We start from the raw sequence: 17,574 nt of genomic DNA, 5'->3' as shown, positions 1-17,574 counted from the left end.
CATGACCACTGTGGACGATCTCAAGCGGCACGTGGCCGATCTGCTGGCCGCGTATCCGCCGGAAAGCACGCCGCGTCAAGACTTCCTCGACGCGCGGTTCGACGCCGGACTGGCGTGGATCCACTTCCCCGAAGGTCTCGGCGGCCTGAACGCACCGCGTTCGCTCCAGTCCGTCGTGGACAAGGAGCTCGCCGCGGCGGGCGCACCGGACAACGACAAGCGGCGGATCGGAATCGGTCTCGGCATGGCCGCGCCGACCATTCTCGCCTTCGGCACACCCGAACAGCACCAGCGCTTCCTACGTCCACTGTGGACCGAGCGCGAGGTGTGGTGCCAGCTGTTCAGCGAGCCCGGCGCCGGATCCGACCTGGCCGCGCTGGGCACCCGCGCGGTACGCGACGGCGACGACTGGGTGGTCACCGGGCAGAAGGTCTGGACGTCGGGCGCGCACAAGTCCCAGTGGGCCATCCTGGTCACCCGCACCGATCCCGACGTGCCGAAACACCGTGGCATGACGTACTTCCTGTGCGACATGACCGCTCCGGGCGTCGAAGTCCGGCCGCTGCGCCAGATCACCGGGGAGGCCGAGTTCAACGAGGTCTTCCTCAGCGAGGTCCGCATCCCCGACGCGCACCGCCTCGGCGCGGTCGGCGAGGGCTGGAAGGTCGCGCAGACCACGCTGATGAACGAACGGGTCGCGATCGGCGGCACCGAGTTCCCGCGCGACGGCGGCATGGTCGGCGTCGTCGCGGAAACCTGGCGGGAGCGCCCGGAGCTGCGCACGTCCGAACTGCACGACAGGCTGCTGAAACTGTGGGTGGAGGGGGAAAGCCTGCGCCTGGTGAGTTCGCGGCTGCGGCAGCAGCTCGCCGCGGGCGCGCCGGGACCGGAAGGTTCCGCGGTCAAGGTCGCGTTCTCCGAACTGAACCAGGCCGCGTCCGGGCTGGAGATCGAGTTGCTCGGCGACGAGGGCCTGCGTTACGACGACTGGACGATGCGTCGTCCCGACGGCGTGAACTTCCTCGGCCGCGAGTCCGGTTACCGCTACCTGCGCGCGAAGGGCAACTCCATCGAGGGTGGCACCTCGGAGATCCTGCGCAACATCATCGCCGAGCGCGTGCTGGGGCTGCCGTCCGAGCCGCGGATCGACAAGGACGTCGCCTGGAAGGACCTGCCCCGATGACCGACCTGCTGTATTCCGAGGTCGAAGAGGACCTTCGCGCCAGCGTCCGGGCTCTGTTCTCCGACCGCGCGGAACCGGCGGCCCTGATCGCCAGGACCGAGACGGCGGAACCGTACGACCTGAAGTTGTGGCGCACGCTCGCCGCCGACCTCGGCGCGGCGGGCCTCGCCGTCCCGGAGGCGCTGGGCGGGCACGGCGCTTCGGCGCGGGAAGTCGCCGTCGTGATGGAGGAACTCGGGCGCAGCGTCGCCCCGGTCCCGTACCTCGGCAGCGCCGTCCTGGCGACGTCGGCCCTGCTGGCGGCCGACACGTCACAGGCGGAAGTGGCCGAAACGCTCGGGAAACTGGCCGCGGGCACGCTCATCGGCGCCCTGGCCGTCCCGCTGTCGGCCGCGCCCGGCGCCGAGTTCCCCTCGACGGTCACCGCGGCCGCCGACGGCACGGTCAGCGGCCGGGTCCGCAGCGTCGCCGACGCTTCGGTGGCCGAACTGATCGTCGTTCCGGCGGTGGGACCCGACGGCCCCGGCCTGTACACGGTCGACGCTTCGGCGGCGGGAGTGACGGTCGCCGAGGCGATTTCCCTCGACCTCACCCGGCGCATCGCCGACGTCACCTTGGAGAAGGTTGCTGCGAAGCGTGTCGCCGGCCCCTCGGTGGCGGCGTCCGCGCTGGACACGGCACTCGTGACCGCGGCGGGGCTGCTCGCCTCGGAACAACTCGGGATCGCCGAATGGGCGCTGACCGAAACGGTGCGCTATCTCAAGGAGCGCTACCAGTTCGGCCGTCAGGTCGGTTCGTTCCAGTCGCTGAAGCACCGGTTGGCGAACCTGTACACGGATCTGGTCAACGCCAGGGCGACCGCGCGCTACGCCGCCGACTGCCTGGCCTCCGGCGACGACATCGCGATCGCCGTCGCGGTCGCGCAGGCCCGCAACTCCCCCATCGCCGTCCACGCCGCCGAAGAAGCGATCCAGCTGCACGGCGGGATCGGCATGACCTGGGAGCACCCCGCGCACCTGTACCTGAAGCGCGCGAAGAGCGACGAGATCGCGTTCGGCACTCCTGGGCGGCATCGCGCCGCCCTCGCGCCGCTGATCGACCTGCCGGCCTGATCTCCCCGGCGGGGTCCGTCCCGGAAAGTGTCGGACCCCGCCGGTAGACCTGTTCGAACATCAGATCGAACAGGGAGTCATCATGAAACTGCTCGTGGCCACCTCGAAGACCCAGGGCACCCGGAAAAACGACTTCGACCACTGCGTCGAGGGCGAGCTGCTCTGGATCGCCCCGTGCTGTGACGACGGCGAGAGCTCGCCCGATTCCGATTGCGGCTGTGGAAGGGCGTTCGGCGGCCTGAGTTCGCATCGCGGGACGACGACGGCGCTCGTCGCGGAACTGCCCGGCTTCACCTATTCCGACTACGCCGAAGCGTTGCGGTCGAGTCTGGCCGCCCAAGGCTGGCCACCCGAAGCCGCCGAAGAGCTGGCGGCGGGCTTGCTCGCCTTCGCCTCCGGATGGGAGGTGGGAACGGTGCTCGAACGCCGCAACGACTGTTTCGCCGAGCGGCTCGTGCCCGCGGGCTGAGCACTACTCGGGTCGCAGCGCGGCCAGCAGGAGATCGGCGAAGTGGTCGCCGATCTGGCGGGCCGAGAGCGCGCCGCCGCGCCGGTACCACGATCCGAGGTGGTGCACCGACCCGAAGAAGAAGTCGACGATCACGTCGGCCGGTTTGTCCGCGCGGAACTCGCCGGACTCCTGGCCTTCCTCGATCAGCGTGCGGAACCGCTCGTGGTACTTGCGGCGTTCCGCGCGGACGGCCTTCTGCTTCTCCACGCTGAGCTGGTGCATGGACTGCATGAAGATCGTGTTGTCGTCGAGGTTGTCGATCGTGCTGACGACGACGTCGGAGGCGGCGGAACGCAGCCGTTCCCGCAGCGGAGCCTCGCTCGAGACCACTTTTTCCAGTTGCTCGGTCTGCGCGCGCAGCACCCGGGCGTAGATCTCGTAAAGGAGGTCGTCCTTGGAGCCGAAGTAGTGGTACATAGCGCCCTTGGTGACCCCGGCCGCCTCGACGATCTCCTGCACGGAGGTGCGGTCGAAACCCTTCTTGGCGAAGAGCTTCGTGGCGTGCGACAGCAGACGGCGCGGGACGGCGGCCTGGTCCTCACCGCCGGCCTCGGCCTTCCTGGTGGTCGCTCGTGTCATGGCCGGCCCCTTCTCGTGCGGACACTCAGCATACCGGCCGGTTTGTCGACGGCCGGAGAAGCGCCGGTTCCCGGGAAGGATTACCGGCCACTGGGCGCCTGGGAGGGCCTCGACCGCCCGGTTCATACGGTTGGGTGACGGCCAGCCGGGCCCCGTCCTGGTGAACTGGGCATATGAGCACCAGGCACCCGGGCACCGGGACGGGATCGCGGGCGGACGTCCGCGTCGAGGAGGTCGGAGCCCTGCGAGACGGAGTCGCTCTGGGCACGACCCCGCTGACGGTGCTCGCCGGGGAGCCGGGTTGCGGCCGCGGCACGGTACTGGACAGGCTCGCCGAGGAGCTCACCCCGTCGGCCAAAGTGCTGGTGCTGCGGCTGGCCAAGCTCGACCGGACACTCCCGTACGGGGCGATGTTCCGGCTTCTCGTCCTTCTCGGCGGGGACCGGGCCGAGGAGGAACCCGCGCGGCGCTCGGTGCTGGCCATGCTCGCCAGGGCGGGCGAGACCACGCCGACCCCGGAGACCGTCGCGAAGATCGCGACCGCCGTGTTCGCGCTTCTCCGCGTCCAGACCCCGTTGGTGGTCCTGGTCGACGACGCGCAGTGGCTCGACGAGCACACCGCCCGGCTGGTGAGCGCGCTGCTGCACCGTTGCACGGCGGAGACATCGATCAGCGTGGTCGCGACAGTGCGGACAGGCGCGGGAGACGACCTGTCCGAGAGCCCCGCGCTGAGAGGAGCCTTCGCGCGGCTCCGGGCGAGCGGGCGCGCGAAGTCGCGGTTACTCCGGCCGCTTTCGCGTGCGCAATCGCGGTCACTGCTGACGGGACTGGTCTCGGCCCTGCCGAACGATGGCCTGGTGAGCGAGCTGCACACCGCCGCCCGGGGCAATCCCGCCGCCCTGACCGCGCTCGTGCACGGCTACCGGAAGGCCGGAGCGCTGCGGATCATCGACCGCACCGCGTACCGCGTCGAGCGGGTCGACCGGCCGGTGGCCACCGAGGACCATCCGCTCCTGCTGGCGGTGGCCGAGGCCGGTGGCGGCGTCAGGGAGGTGGCCGAGACGATGGCGATGCTCTGCCCGCTCGGCACCGCCGCACCCGGCCTGGCCGCGACCGCGCTCGGATGGCGTGAAGACGATCTGCGGGCGGTGCTCGACAGGCTTGTCGCCGAACGTGTCCTGGTGCGGCGGCACGACGGCGGGCATCGGTTCCGGGTCCCCGCCGTGCGTGACGCCTTGCTGACCAAGATCGGGCCGTACGCCTCGCGCAGCCTGGCCGCTCAAGCGGTCCAGGCGGTGTGGTCCGGCTCCGCGTCCGTCTCGGATCCGGATCTGGTGCTCGACTGGATCACCCAGGCCGGGTCGCTCGTCGACACGCGCCGCGCGGCGGACGAACTCCTCGAAAACGGCAAGCGGGTCCTGTTCACCGACGGCGCGAAGGCGGAACGCTGGCTCCACGCGACGCTGTCCTGGGTGACCGAACCGCCGGCGCGGACGGTCGTGCTGATGCTGTTGAGCGCGGCGAAGGCGTTGCACTACCGGGCGGCCGAGGCCGGGGACTGCGCGCGGCAGGTGCTCTGCAAGCATCTCGGCCACCTCGAACCCGCGGAGGCACAGGAACTTTCGGTCCTGTTCATCTCCGGGCTCGCCGCCCGCGGTGACCTCGGTGAACTCGCCGAAATCGCCGCGGGCGCGTCGCCGGTGCTGCCGGACGACCCGGCACTGATGGTGATCAACCGCGCGTATGCCCTGGTACTGAGCCATCGCTGGATCGAGGCGCGCGACCTCCTGGAGCGGGCGCGCGCGGTGTGGACCGGCAGCAACCACATCACCGCCGACTTCGGCACGATGTTCCTCGCGGCCTGCGGCGTCGTGCTCGGCGACACGTCCCAGCTGCACACGCTCATCGCGCATCCGGAACTGTGGCGTTCCGGGCATCTTCCGCAGTACAACATCGAACAGCGCCGGTTCGAAGTGGAGATGCTGCTGCAGTTGGGAGAACTCCGGCAGGCGCGGCGGCTGATCACCGACGCCGGGATGCCCTTGGACCAGTTGCCGGGACCCAACCTGTTCGCGCTGAACTACCTCGGCGGTGACTGGGCCGAGGCGATGGAACTGGCCCGGCGGACGATGCTGGGCGGCACCGATCCGGCTCGGCCGCTGCATTGCCTGCTGACGCACTGCGCGATCCGGCTCCTCGGCGCGCAGGGCCGGCTCGCCAGGGCCAGGGCGCTGGCCGCCGACAGCCGCCCGGCCGGGATACAGCACACGATCGACCACGCCGAATCCACCGTGCTCGGCGAACTCGGTGACACCGAGGGCGCCGACGCGTTGCTGTACTCCGCCGCACGCAGCGCCGACGCGGGCGGCTACCTCCTGGGCACCGAAGACCTCTGGGCCGACCTGGCGCGCTCCGCGCTGGCGCGGAACAAGCAACGCGAAGGTGAACATTGGGTACGGCGCTCCGCGCGCACGGCGACCCAGCTCGACACCGCCCGCGCGCACCAGAACCACTACCTCGCCCGCGCGGCGGTCCATCGCGAACCCGCCTCGGCCCGGCGCGCCGCGGCCATCGCGCGCGAACGCCGGGAGGTTCCCTACGAGTCGGCGATGACCCTCCTGCGGGCAGGGCTCGCCGGGCACCGGCCGGAGCGGTCATGGACTGAGGCGTACGAACTGTTCGGCGAGGTCGGTGCCTGGTACTGGCGCGGCCGCGTTCGGAAGTTGTTGCGCGACAATGGCTTCGCCGGACCCGGCCGGACGGAGACGACCGCCGAGAACGAACGCCTGCTGGCGATCCTCGTCGCCGAGGGCCTCACCAACCGGCAACTGGCGGTCGTCCTCGAAACCAGTGAGAAAAGCGTGGAAGGCAGGCTCAGCAGGCTTTTCTCACGGACCGGGTACACGTCCCGGGTGGAACTCGCGGCGGCGATCCTGACCGGCGACTACCTGACCTGACCCGACGCATTCAGAGGACTGATTGCGAGAGTGGTGCGCGCGTCTAGCAGGTGCGAACGTCCACAGTCAACACATCGGGCGGTAACTGGCATCGTTCTCGGGTGCCACTGGCACCGAGCCAGTATCCGCGCCGCGGCGTTGTCCGTGGGCGGGGTGCGGGGCCACGGTGGAGATCGTCTTCGCAAGTCCCGAACAAGGTGGTGACCCTGTGCGTTTCGACCTCCTCGGCCCCTTCAACGTCGTGCACGACGGACGTCCGGTCGTGTTGCGCGGGGCGACCCAGCGAGCCGTGCTCGCCTATCTGCTGTTGCGGCACAACGAGGTCATCGCCACCAGCACGTTGCTGCAGGCGATCTGGGCGGACGAGATCCCCGCCACCGCGCGCAAGATGGTGCAGAACGCCGTTTCGGGGCTGCGCTCGACGCTGGCCCAGCGCACCGGCGCCACCGAGCAGGCGATGCTGCTCACGCACGCGCCCGGTTACCTGCTGCGCGTCGACAGCGAGCAGGTCGACGCCGCCCGGTTCCGGCGGCTCGCCGCCGAAGGGCGGACGGCGCAGGCGGCCGGGAATGTCGAGCAGGCCGTGTCGGCTTATCGTGACGCGCTCTCGCTGTGGCGTGGCCCGGTGCTCGCCGACCTCACCGAGACCGGTGTGGTGTGGCCCGAGCTGGTCGCGCTGGAGGACCAGCGGATCGCCGTCCACGAGGACCTTTTCGGCTTGGAGCTGGACCGCGGACACCACCACGAGGTGCTCACCGATCTGCGCGGGCTGGCGGAGGCCAACCCGAACCGCGAGCGGCTCAACGCCCAGCTGATGACCGCGCTCTACCGCTGCGGCCGTCACGTGGACGCGCTCGAGGTCTACCGCGCGACGCGCGCCAGCCTCGCCGAAGGGCTCGGCCTGGAACCGGGCAAGGAGTTGCGCGAGCTGGAACGCGCGATCCTCCAGCACGACGAAACCCTGCTCACCCGGCGGCCGGATCCGGCGCCGCGTCCCGAACCCGAGCCCGCCCCGGTGGCCGAGCCACTGCCGTTCACGCCCGCACCGGTGATCGCCTTGCCCCGCACGGAGCCCGTCGAGAGCGAGCGGAAGCCGGTCGTCGCGGTCGGGGTCGCGCTCGCCACGCCGGACGACGATCCCGAAGAGGCCGTGGAGGCGCAGGCGCGGTTGCGGACCGTCGTCGAGGAGGAGGCCATCGCCGCGGGCGCGCATCTTCCCGGCGAGTCAGGGCCGGTGGTGCTGGCTCTGTTCGGTCTCCCCCGGACCGGTGACGACGACGCCGTCCACGCGACCCGGACGGCGTTGCGGATCCTCGACCGCCTGGCCACCGCCGGGATCGCGACCCAGATCGGTGTCGACAGCGGGGACGTTCTCGTCGAGTTCACCGCCGCCGGCCCCGGACAGGTGGCAGGCCCCGTCCTGGACCGCTGTGTCCGCTCGGCGCTACGCGCGCCCGAAGGCCGGATCCGCGTCTCGGACGCGGTCCGCGAAGCCTCCGAGCCCGCCGTGGTGCACGAAGCATCCGAAGACTCGCCTGGCTGGTGGCACGCCGTCTCGGCCCGTCAACATCCGATCGCCGAGCCCGCCGATCCCCGCGGCTTCGTCGGCCGTGACCACGACCGCGATCTGCTGAACCACCTTCTCGGTTTCGTCGAGCGCGGCGGGCGCCCGCATCGGGTGACCGTGTTCGGCGAGCCCGGGATCGGCAAGACACGGCTCCTCGCCGAGTTCGCCGAAACCCTCGCCGAGCAGCCCCGCATCCGCGTGCTGGACGCCGGGGCCGACGTCGCCGAGGCGTTCGCCGTCGTTCCCGGGCTGCTCCCCCAGACCGCGTCCCGGCTGCGCACCGAGGGCGGCGATGCCGCGCTTCGGGCCGCTGCCACCGAACTGACCTGCTACGGGCCGCTGGTGGTGCTGGCCGATGACCTGCACCGCGCCGACGCCGAGACCCGCGACTCCGTCGACCGGCTCGGTGAAGCGTGTGCGGGACTGCCGGTCCTGATCGTCGCCTCCGCACGGCCCGGGCTGCTGGAAGCCGAACACGGCGAGCGATGCGGCACGACGGTGACGCTGGCCCCGCTGGCCGACGACGCCGTCAGCCAGCTGCTCGACAAGCTCCTGCCCGGTACCGCCCGGCTCATCCGCGGCAGGCAGGAGCTGATCGCCAGGATCGGCGGCAACCCCAGGTTCGCGCACGCGTACGCCGAGGAGGTACACGGCCGCACCACCCCGTTTCCGGGACTCGGCCAGGCGATGACGCCGCCGTTGGTCCGCCGGACGCTCGCCGCGCAGCTCGACAACCTGCCCGCCGCCGAGAAGTCGCTGCTGAAGGCGGCCAGCCTCACCGGGGACGCCTTCACCGCCGAAGACGTCGCCGCGGTCTGCGGCCGCGACACCGCCGAGATCGAGGGGACGCTGTCCCGGCTCGCGAGCCTCGCGGTGTTGCGCCGGGAGGACGACGCCGGCTACACGTTCCGCCGTGCGACCCTGCGGGAGCTGGTCTACCAGCGGATCCCGCGCGCGACCCGTACCGCGCTGCTCCGGCGCCCGGTCCCGCGCCGCGTCGAAGCCCTCGCCTGACGGCTGGCCTGAACGTAGTGAAGGCCTCCTTGCCTACCCTGAAGGTAGGCAAGGAGGCCTTCACGGACCGGGGAATCAGCCGGTGGGGCGCTGCATGACGTCCGAGGTGTACTTGACCGAAGAAGGCTCGTGCCGCGAAGTGAACGGGCACTTCCAGTCCTCTTCGGTCATCCGTCCGGAGAAGTGCCGGGACGGCATCTGGTACTCGTAGGTGGTGAAGCTCGGGTTGACCGAGCCGTTGTTGGTCGTCTCTCGTTTGCGGATCGCGTCCTGCATCGAGAAGAACTTGTCGCCCAGCAACATGAACTGCATCAGCGAGTTGAACGCGATCGCAGGCCGGGAGAACCGGCGGCTCGCCCGTGACGAACCCGGGTGCATGCCGACGACGAAGAACGAGTGCCCGGCGACGTGGAACCCGAAGTTCGGTTCGTCGGGGTCCGAGGTGGCGCCTTCGTCGAGGCCGTAGGTGCGGCTGTCGATGTCATGGATGAGCTGGAGGTGGCGCCACAGCAGGCGTTCGTACTCCTCCTCGTCGAGGACACCGCCGGGAGCCTCGAAGGTGGCCACGAACGTGCGGAAGCTCTTGTCCGACAACGTGGGCCGGATGTCGCGGGCATAGCCGAGCATGTCGCGGTAGTGGGCACGCGCCGACTCCGGATCGCCCAGCGCCGGGTAGTGGCCGTGGACGATCGAGCCCTTCTTCAACGCCGCGCGAGCACCGAGACAGCTGAACTCCGTGGTCTGGATGAACGCTTCGAGCTCCGCTTTCGGGTCGCTCATTTCACTCCGCCTTTCCGGTGCTCCCCGGCCGTTCGCCGCCTGCCGGGAAACCAGTCGAAGGCACGCACGGTGACCGGGCGCGCCGGGACGGCCAGCGCGGCCGCGTTGCCGGCGCCGGCGTCCAGTTCCATGATCGTCCATTCAGGACGGTCTTCGAGGGCGACGTCGCCGCCGGTGAGGGTGAAGGAAGGTCCCGGCAGTCCGGCCAGTCCGGTGCCGTCGACCTTGAGGTAGGCCTCCTTGCAGGTCCAGTACCGGAAGAAGGTCAGCGGCTCGCGGACGGCGGCGGCCTCTTCCGGGCGCAGTGTCCGCGCGGCCAGGCCGTCGTGGTCGACCTCCCGGACCTCCTCGACGTCCACGCCGACCCGGACCCCGGCCGCGACCGCGACCAGCGCCAGCGCGCCGGACCGGGACAGGCTGAACTCGATCCCCGTCACGCCCGCCAGCGCCGGGCGGTCGCCGTCGCGGGTGAACCGCAGCTCGGACGCCGGGATGCCCGTGTAGGACGCGAGGATGTCGCGCAGCGCGACATGCGCGGCCAGGAAACGGGCCCGTTCCTCGTCCACCGTGATGGCGGCGGCCCGGCGCAACTCGTCTTCGGAGAGCGCGCCGAGCAGACCGTAGGCCTCGGACGAGCCCGGGGCGAGCACCCGCGCGAGGGCGATCCGCCACACGTGCGCGTCCCGGCCGGGGCGGAGCCGTTCACCCAGCGCGCCCGAGGGCTGCTTCCACGCCGAGAACCACTGCGTGGTCATCGGCCCAGCTTCCGGTGGATCACGTCCAGCAGTTCCGGCACGTGCTGCTCGAGGTAGAAGTGCCCGCCCGGGTAGGTCACCATCGTCGAGTCGGTGGCGAGTTCGAGCCACGCCGCCAGTTCGTCCAGATCGGCCCGCGGATCGCGATCGCCGCCGAACACGGTCAGCGGCACCGGCAACGGCTCCCCCGGGACATGGCGGTAGGTCTCGTTGACCGCCAGATCGGCCCGCATCAGCGGCAGGAACATCGCCAGCAGTTCGCGCTCGCGGCGCAGGACGTCCGGCAGGCCGCCGAGGGCGTGCAGTTCGGCGGCGAGCCGCTCGTCGGGCAAAGCCCGCAGCTGGAGCCGGGTGTCGGGCAGCTGCGGGGCCGCCCGCCCTGACACGAACAGATGCTTCGGCAGCGTGGCCCCGCGCTCCGCGAGCCTGCGGGTGAGCAGGTACGCGGTCAGGGCGCCGACACTGTGCCCGAAGAACGCGAAGTCACCGGTGAGCACATCCCCGAGCCCCTCGATCGCCGCCTCGACCAGGCTTTCGACGTCTTCGTGCGGTGTCTCGCGACCGCGTTCGGCACGGCCGGGCAGCTGGACCGGCAGGACGACCAGCCTTTCGCCCGCCGCGAGGACCCATTCCCGGTAGACCGCCGCGCTCGCTCCGGCGTGCGGGAAACAGAACAGCTTCGTCGCCTCGGCAGGCGGGATCCCGCCGGGCAGCCAGGGACATGCCGTGCTCGGAGCGGTCATCGCAGCTCCATCGTCAGATAGGGCGGCGGTGGCTGGATCGTGCTCAGATCGGACTCCAGGACGAGCCGGTCGCCGTCCCGCGAGATCTCGGTGAAGCCCGCGAACGCGTAGGTCACGTACATGACCCGGTTACGGCCGGTCTCGACGAAGTCCGCGCGCAGTTTCGCGCCGTCCTCCTTCGCCAGTCCCATGATGTGGTTGAGCAGCACGGTGCCGACCCCGCGCGACATCACGCGGCACGACATCAGCATCATCCGCAGATGCCAGGCCGGCGCGCCGCGTTCGGCCAGCGCCAGGCCGATCTTGCCGTAGCCGCCGTACTTGTCGGAAAGGGAGGCTACGAGCAGGACGTGGTCGGGCGAGGTGCGCAGCTCGTCCAGCTCGTCGTAGGAGTAGGTCCGGCCGGTGGAGTTGAGCTGGTTGGTGCGGACGGTCAGTTCCTCGGCCCGCTGCAGGTCCTCCCGCTGGGCACGCGCGATCGTGAACTTCATGTCCAAAGTGGACAAGAACTCCTCGCTGGTGCCCTCGTGATCCTGTTCGACCTGCTCCCGCACGGCGGCAGCGCGGTAGAGTTCGCGGCGCACCCGCGACTCGTCGGTGACGAACTTCGGCCGGAACTCCTCCGACGCCAGTGCCTCCCCCAGCTTCGCCACGTCGACGGTCTTGACCGAAGGCAGCGCGTGCGCGACCTCGGCCAATTCGAACGGCTGGTCGTCGACGAACGCGATCGTGTCGAGACCGATGTTCAGCGACTTCGCGATCCTTTCCACGGAACCGGATTTGGGGTTCCAGCTGATCTGCGGGTACAGGAAGTACTCGTCGAGCCCGGCCGCCTTCAGCCGCGTCATCGCCGCTTCGTGGTCGTTGCGGCTGGCCACCGAATGCAGGATGCCCAGTTCGTCGAGCCGCTTGATCTCCGCCACGACCTCCGGCCGTACGGTGACCTCGCCGTCTTCCAGCAGCGTGCCGTCCCACAGCGTGTTGTCGAGATCCCACACCACGCATTTGATCCGGCCCCGCTTGGGTTTCTCCAGCACTGTGCTGTCTCTGATCATCCCGGCACCTCCCGATACGCCTCGTCCGCGATGGTCAGCTCCTGGATCTGGGTGCTGCCCTCGATGATTTCCATGACCTTCGCGTCGCGGTACAGGCGCGCCACCGGGTAGTCGGGGCCGCAGCCGTTCGCGCCGTGGATCTGGACCGCGTCCGAAGCCGCCTTGGCCGCGGCCGTGGACGCGAAGTACTTGGCCACCCAGGTCGCCATGATGGTCGCCGGATCGCCCGCGTCCTTGAGCCGCCCGGCCTTCTCGCACAGCAGGCGCGCGGCGTCGCGCGCGGTGACCATCTCGCTGATCTTGGCGCGGATCTGCGGCAGCTCCCGCAGCAGCCCGCCGCCCGCTGAACGCGCCGACGTGTAGGCGGCCGACGCGGCGAGCGCCGCCCGCACGATCCCGACCGAACCGCACGCCACGCTGTAGCGCCCGAGGTCGAGCGCGCCGGTCATCACCGTGCCCGCGGCCCAGCCCGGCGGACCGACCAGCGCGGACGGGTCGAGCCGGACGTCGTCGAACTCGATGGTCGCCAGCATGCTCGCCGTGGTGCCGAGCATGTGCCGGACCGGGGTCACCCGGACCCCCGGATGATCCGAGGGCACCAGGAACGCGCTCATCCCGGTGGCCGTGCCGGCGAACACCAGCAACAGCCCGGCGACCTGGCCGCCGGTGATCCAGGTCTTGCGCCCCCGCAAAGTCCAGACGCCGTTCTCGGCGACGGCCACGGTGCCCGCGGCCGTCGAGTCGCTACCGCTGAAATCCGGCTCGGTCAGGCAGAACGCGCCCAGCGTCGCGCCGTCGGACAGGGCGGGCAGCCAGCGCTCGCGCTGCTCGTCGTCGCCCCAGCGTTGTACCGTCGCGGTCACCATCGTGTGCACGGTGAGCAGGCTCCGCAGCGAAGAACAGCCGCGGCCCGCCTCCTCGTGCAGCCGCCCGAGGGTGACCATGTCCAGCCCGGCGCCGCCGGCTTCGACGGGGAGGAACGGGGCCCACAGTCCCAGCTCCCCCACCCGCCTCAGCACCTCCGGGGGGATGTGCTCGGCCCGGTCCCACGCGTCCGCGTGCGGGCCGACCTCCTCGTCGACGAAACGCCCGATCACCTCGACCGCGGGCGTTTCGGGCCGTGTCCTCGCCCTCACGTCGTTCTCCCGTTCAGTGCGCGGCCGCGGCGGTACGCCGCTCGACCAGCTCGGTCATCCGCGTGACGGTGCGGAAGTTGTCCAGCTTCAGTTCCTCGTTGGGGATCCGGGTGGCGAACGCCTTTTCGATGAACATGACCAGCTCCATCGCGAACAGGGAGTTCACGAAACCCAGCGCGAAGATGTCCTGCTCGTCGGTGAACGACAGGCTGGGGAACTTCGCGCCGATGAAGCCGCGGATCTCGCCGCGGACGTCCTGCGACATGGTGGATGCCTTTCTCGCGTAGGTGGGTAAGGCGTGGGTGGCGTGATGACTCAAGGTGGTCGTGAGTGGCGATTCGGGTTCTAACCCGAATCGCCACTCACGACCAGCCGGGCCCACGTCAGCCGCCGCTCAGCCGCTGTAGTTGTAGAAACCCTTGCCGCTCTTGCGCCCGTGCAGCCCGGCCGCGGTCATCTGCTTGAGCAGCGGGCAGGGGCGGTACTTGCTGTCGTTGAACTCGTCGTAGAGGACCTCGACGCTGTAGAGGATCGTGTCGACGCCGATCAGGTCGGCGGTCTCCAGCGGGCCCATCGGGTGCCCGAAGCAGCCGCGGAACACCTCGTCGACCGTCTCCGCGTCCGCGACCCCTTCGTGCACCAGGAAAGCGGCCTCGTTGACGGTGAGCATCAGCACGCGGTTGGAGACGAACCCGGAGGCGTCGTTGACCGGGATCGGCTTCTTCCCCATCGACAGCAGCAGCTCGCGCACGATGTCCTTTGTGGACTCACTGGTGTGGTAGCCGGGGATGAACTCGCACGAAGGCTTCATCGGCACCGGGTTCATGAAGTGCACCCCCATCACCTTGTCCTGGCGCCGGGTGAGCGCCGCGACCTTGGTGATCGGGATGGCGGAGGTGTTGACGACGAACACGGTGTCGGCCTTGCAGGCCTCGTCGAGTTTCGGGTACAGGCGGGACTTGAGGTCCCAGTTCTCGGTGATGTTCTCGATCACCACTTCGGCCTCGGCGAGCAGGGTGAGCTCGGTGCCGAAGGTGATCCGGCCGAGTACGGCGGCCGCGTCGATCTCGGGGCCGCCGAGCATGCGGCTCATCCGGCATTCGAGTTCGATCCGGTCGCGGGCGTCGGCCAGTTTGCCCGGGTCGACGTCGATGAGCACGACCTCGTGCTCGCTGGTGGCGAGGTTCTGCGCGACCCCGGTGCCCATCACACCGGCGCCGACGACTCCGACGAGGGTCATCGTTCCTCCTTGGCTGCGTTGCTCGTGGTCAGGTCCAGCACGCCGTCGAGCCGGCCGTGGGCGGCCCGGACGGCGTCGGCGCCGCCGGGGTGCTGGTCGGCGAACACGACGGTCGCGCCCAGTTCGGCGCCCAGCCGGGTGGCCAGGTCGCGGGCGGTGACGTCCAGTTCGCCTTCGATCAGGTAGACCGGGGTCTCGGCGGACCGGGCGCCGAGCGCGACGTCGGCGGCGGCCCGGGTCGGCTCGATCCAGTAGCGGTCGCGCTGGAACGGATAACCCGGCAACGTGGTCTTCCGCGGGTCGCGGCCGTCGTGATAGGCCCGCCAGTCGATGTCCGCCCCGGAAAGCCAGGCGCGGCCGAGCGCTTCGGTGAGCACGGCCGTGTCCTGGCGGGGGTCGGCCTCGCCGGGCAGGGTCGGAACCAGCAGCGGCCACGAGGTCTGCGGGAAATCGGGGTGACCGCGGAACATCGAGCCGAGCGACTGCCCGGCTCCCAGTTCCAGCAACACGGTATCCGGGGAAAGACTGGCAAGATGCTCGATCATCGCCGCGAACCGCACGGGACGGCACATGTGCTCGGCCCAGTAGCCGGGATCCTTCAGCTGTTTGAGCGTGATCGGCGCGCCGGTGACGTTCGACAGGTAGGGCACTTCCGGCTCGCGCGGCGTGAGGTTCTTCCGCGCCCACGCCGTCAGTTCGGCGGCGGCCGGGCGCAGGGCCCGCGAGTGGAAGGCGTGCGTGGTGCGCAGTGGCCGCGCCGGGACGCCGTGTCCGGCGAGCGCGGCGGCCAGCTTTTCGACGCCGTCGCCGGCGCCGGACACCACGATCATCCGCGGCCCGTTCACCGCGGCGACGTCGACGCCGAACGCCGTCACGTCACCCACCAGCGCGGTGAGTTCGGCGGCCCCCAGCGGGACCGCGGCCATCGCGCCTTCCGGCAGCTTCTCGATCAGCTTCGCGCGGGTGGCGACCAGCGCGGTGGCCTCTTCCAGGGTCAGCGCGCCCGCGAGGGTGGCGGCGGCGAACTCGCCGACGCTGTACCCGGCGAGCACGGACGGCTGGACTCCCCAGGCGCGCAGCAGGCGGCCGAGCGCGTAGCCGAGGGTGAACACTGCGGGCTGGGTGAACGACGGAACGGCGTCCTCGCTGTCGGTCGCGCGGCCCAGCAGACGGGCGAGGTCGCCGCCGTCGGAACCGCGAGAGCCGTGCAGGCTCGTCGTCGGGTCAGTGCCGAGATGCGCCTTGAACAACGCGGCGCATTCGTCGACAGCGGCTTTGAACTCCGGCTCGCTCTCGTAGAGCCCGCCCGCCATACCGCGGTACTGCTCGCCGACCCCGGCGAGCAGGAAGCCCGCCTTGCGCGGCTTCGAGTCCGCTTCGGCGACCACGCGGGTCTCGGACGCGAGTGCGCCGGTCGCCTCGTCCACAGAGGACACGACCGTCATCCGCCGGTGCTCGAAAGCCTTCCGTCCGTTGTGCAACGTGTAGGCGACGTCGGCCAAATCCGTCCACTCAGGACTGGAGGCGGCGAGCCTGCCGGTCATCGCGTCCGCCGCTTCGGAGGTCCGCGCGGACCACACGAGCAGCTGGTGCGGACGCGCGGGCGGACGCTCCGGGCAGTCCTCCGGCGCTTCCTCGATGACGACGTGGGCGTCGGTGCCGCCGAAGCCGTACGCACTGACGCCCGCCAGCCGGGGCCGCTCGCCGCGCGGCCAGTCGCCCAGTTCGTTCTGCACGACGAGTTTGTCACCGCTGCGGGCGAGCTGCGGGTTGGGCTTCTCGAAGTTGACCGCGGGCGGCAGCTTCTCGTGGTGCAACGCCAGCGCGGCCTTGATCAGCCGGGCGACACCGCCCGCCTGGTTGATGTGCCCGAGGTTCGCGTCGATCGAGCCGAGGGTGACCCGCTCGACGCCATCGACGTCGAAGATCCTCTGCAGTGCGGAGATCTCGGCGACGTCACCGAACGGGGTGCCCAAAGTGGACACTTCGATATGGTCGATCTCGTCGGGCTCGACGTCGGCGGCGGCCATCGCCTCCGCTACGACGGCGGCCTGGCCGGGAACGCCCGGCAGATTGAACCCCTGCCGCGCGCGGTTGCCCTCGTGGTGGATGGCCCAGCCCCGGATCACCGCGTAGACGCGGTCGCCGTCGGCCAGCGCGTCCTCCAGCCGCCGCAGCACGACGACGCCGAGACCGTTGCCGGGGACCTTGCCGTTGGCGCCCGCGTCGAGGATCCGGTTGATGCCGTCGGGCGCGAACCGGCTGCCCTCACGGTAGAGGTAGCCCGGTTCCTGAGGCACCACAACGGAAACCGAACCGGAGACGACCAGGTCGGATTCGCCGGTGAGCAGGCTGGAACAGCCCTGCGCGACGGCGGCGAGAGCGGTCGAACTACAGCTCTGCACGCTGACCGACGGGCCGGTCAGGTCGAGCGCGTACGACAGCCGGGACGCGAGCAGATCCTTCTCGTTCTGCAGGATCAGCTGATCCGGGCCGACGGTCAGCGCGGTGACGTCGTTGGACAACAGGTTCGACAGCAGGTACGTACTCGGGGCACCGCCGGCGAACACCCCGGCGAGGCCTTCGATCCGGTCCGGGTCGACACCCGCGTCCTCCAGCGCGTGCCACGCGCATTCGAGGAACAGCCGGTGCTGCGGGTCGAGGAGTTCGGCGTCGGCGCGGCTGTAGCCGAAGAAGTCGGCGTCGAAGCGGTCGATACCGGGCAGCAACCCGGCCGCGGGGACGAACGCGGGATCGTCGGCCACTTCGGCGGGAACACCCGCGGCCAGCAGCTCGGCGCGGGTCATCCGGGTGATGCCGTCGCGGCCGGCGCACAGATCGGCCCAGAACTTGCCGATGTCGGGCGCGCCGGGGAAGTTCCCGGCCATGCCGACGATCGCGATGTCGTCGCCGGTGTCCCGTTCTCGCGTGGTCATGGGGTG

14 protein-coding genes are annotated in these 17,574 nt (G+C 70.4%); 5 read left to right on the top strand and 9 right to left on the bottom strand.

Going from position 1 to position 17,574, the window contains the following annotated elements; translation table 11 throughout:
• The first annotated feature begins 1 nt into the window (after window position 1).
• From AC0685_RS32685 to AC0685_RS32675, 3 genes are all read left to right on the top strand, one after another.
• Entirely contained in the window at window positions 2–1,183 is a 1,182-nt protein-coding gene (locus tag AC0685_RS32685; protein WP_478229026.1) for an acyl-CoA dehydrogenase family protein, read from the top strand.
• Window positions 1,180–2,295, top strand: a complete 1,116-nt coding sequence (locus AC0685_RS32680; RefSeq protein WP_478229025.1) for an acyl-CoA dehydrogenase family protein — start codon at window positions 1,180–1,182, stop codon at window positions 2,293–2,295. Before AC0685_RS32685 ends, AC0685_RS32680 begins: the two co-directional genes overlap by 4 nt.
• An 82-nt stretch (window positions 2,296–2,377) precedes the next feature.
• Window positions 2,378–2,764, top strand: a complete 387-nt coding sequence (locus AC0685_RS32675; protein ID WP_478229024.1) for a DUF7715 family protein — start codon at window positions 2,378–2,380, stop codon at window positions 2,762–2,764.
• Window positions 2,765–2,767: 3 nt separating this feature from the next.
• Here the strand turns inward: AC0685_RS32675 and AC0685_RS32670 are convergent, their stop codons facing one another.
• A complete protein-coding gene (locus AC0685_RS32670; RefSeq protein ID WP_192745156.1) occupies window positions 2,768–3,385 on the bottom strand; it encodes a TetR/AcrR family transcriptional regulator in 618 nt (205 codons plus the stop codon).
• 173 nt (window positions 3,386–3,558) lie between these two features.
• On the opposite strand from AC0685_RS32670, the gene AC0685_RS32665 reads away from it, so the two are divergent.
• On the top strand, window positions 3,559–6,342 hold the full coding sequence (locus tag AC0685_RS32665; protein WP_478229023.1) for an AAA family ATPase: 2,784 nt from the start codon (window positions 3,559–3,561) through the stop codon (window positions 6,340–6,342).
• A 208-nt stretch (window positions 6,343–6,550) separates the two neighbouring features.
• Window positions 6,551–8,923 (top strand): BTAD domain-containing putative transcriptional regulator, encoded by a 2,373-nt coding sequence (locus AC0685_RS32660; RefSeq protein ID WP_478229022.1) that lies wholly within the window; start codon window positions 6,551–6,553, stop codon window positions 8,921–8,923.
• Window positions 8,924–8,998: 75 nt separating this feature from the next.
• Here the strand turns inward: AC0685_RS32660 and gntA are convergent, their stop codons facing one another.
• The 8 genes from gntA to AC0685_RS32620 form a co-directional block, all read right to left on the bottom strand.
• The gene (gntA, locus tag AC0685_RS32655) at window positions 8,999–9,703 is read right to left on the bottom strand and encodes a guanitoxin biosynthesis heme-dependent pre-guanitoxin N-hydroxylase GntA (protein ID WP_478229021.1); all 705 of its coding nucleotides are present in this window, start codon (window positions 9,701–9,703) and stop codon (window positions 8,999–9,001) included.
• The gene (locus tag AC0685_RS32650) at window positions 9,700–10,458 is read right to left on the bottom strand and encodes a 4'-phosphopantetheinyl transferase family protein (RefSeq protein WP_478229020.1); all 759 of its coding nucleotides are present in this window, start codon (window positions 10,456–10,458) and stop codon (window positions 9,700–9,702) included. The genes gntA and AC0685_RS32650 overlap by 4 nt, the downstream gene beginning before the upstream one ends.
• On the bottom strand, window positions 10,455–11,201 hold the full coding sequence (locus tag AC0685_RS32645; protein WP_478229019.1) for a thioesterase II family protein: 747 nt from the start codon (window positions 11,199–11,201) through the stop codon (window positions 10,455–10,457). Before AC0685_RS32645 ends, AC0685_RS32650 begins: the two co-directional genes overlap by 4 nt.
• Window positions 11,198–12,256 (bottom strand): HAD-IIIC family phosphatase, encoded by a 1,059-nt coding sequence (locus AC0685_RS32640; protein WP_478229018.1) that lies wholly within the window; start codon window positions 12,254–12,256, stop codon window positions 11,198–11,200. The genes AC0685_RS32645 and AC0685_RS32640 overlap by 4 nt, the downstream gene beginning before the upstream one ends.
• Window positions 12,253–13,392 (bottom strand): acyl-CoA dehydrogenase family protein, encoded by a 1,140-nt coding sequence (locus AC0685_RS32635; protein WP_478229017.1) that lies wholly within the window; start codon window positions 13,390–13,392, stop codon window positions 12,253–12,255. The genes AC0685_RS32640 and AC0685_RS32635 overlap by 4 nt, the downstream gene beginning before the upstream one ends.
• Before the next feature lie 13 nt (window positions 13,393–13,405).
• The gene (locus AC0685_RS32630) at window positions 13,406–13,657 is read right to left on the bottom strand and encodes an acyl carrier protein (protein ID WP_007029786.1); all 252 of its coding nucleotides are present in this window, start codon (window positions 13,655–13,657) and stop codon (window positions 13,406–13,408) included.
• 129 nt (window positions 13,658–13,786) lie between these two features.
• Window positions 13,787–14,632 carry a 3-hydroxyacyl-CoA dehydrogenase family protein gene (locus tag AC0685_RS32625; protein ID WP_478229016.1) on the bottom strand — a complete coding sequence of 282 codons (846 nt, stop codon included), beginning with the start codon at window positions 14,630–14,632 and terminating at the stop codon, window positions 13,787–13,789.
• Complete coding sequence (locus AC0685_RS32620) at window positions 14,629–17,568, bottom strand: type I polyketide synthase (RefSeq protein WP_478229015.1); 2,940 nt, start codon at window positions 17,566–17,568, stop codon at window positions 14,629–14,631. Before AC0685_RS32620 ends, AC0685_RS32625 begins: the two co-directional genes overlap by 4 nt.
• Between the last annotated feature and the right edge of the window lie 6 nt (window positions 17,569–17,574).

It is taken from the genome of Amycolatopsis sp. NPDC043889 (assembly GCF_056435645.1).
The sequence above is the reverse complement of the archived record's forward strand: the minus strand, read 5'-3'. Positions and strand labels throughout refer to the sequence as shown.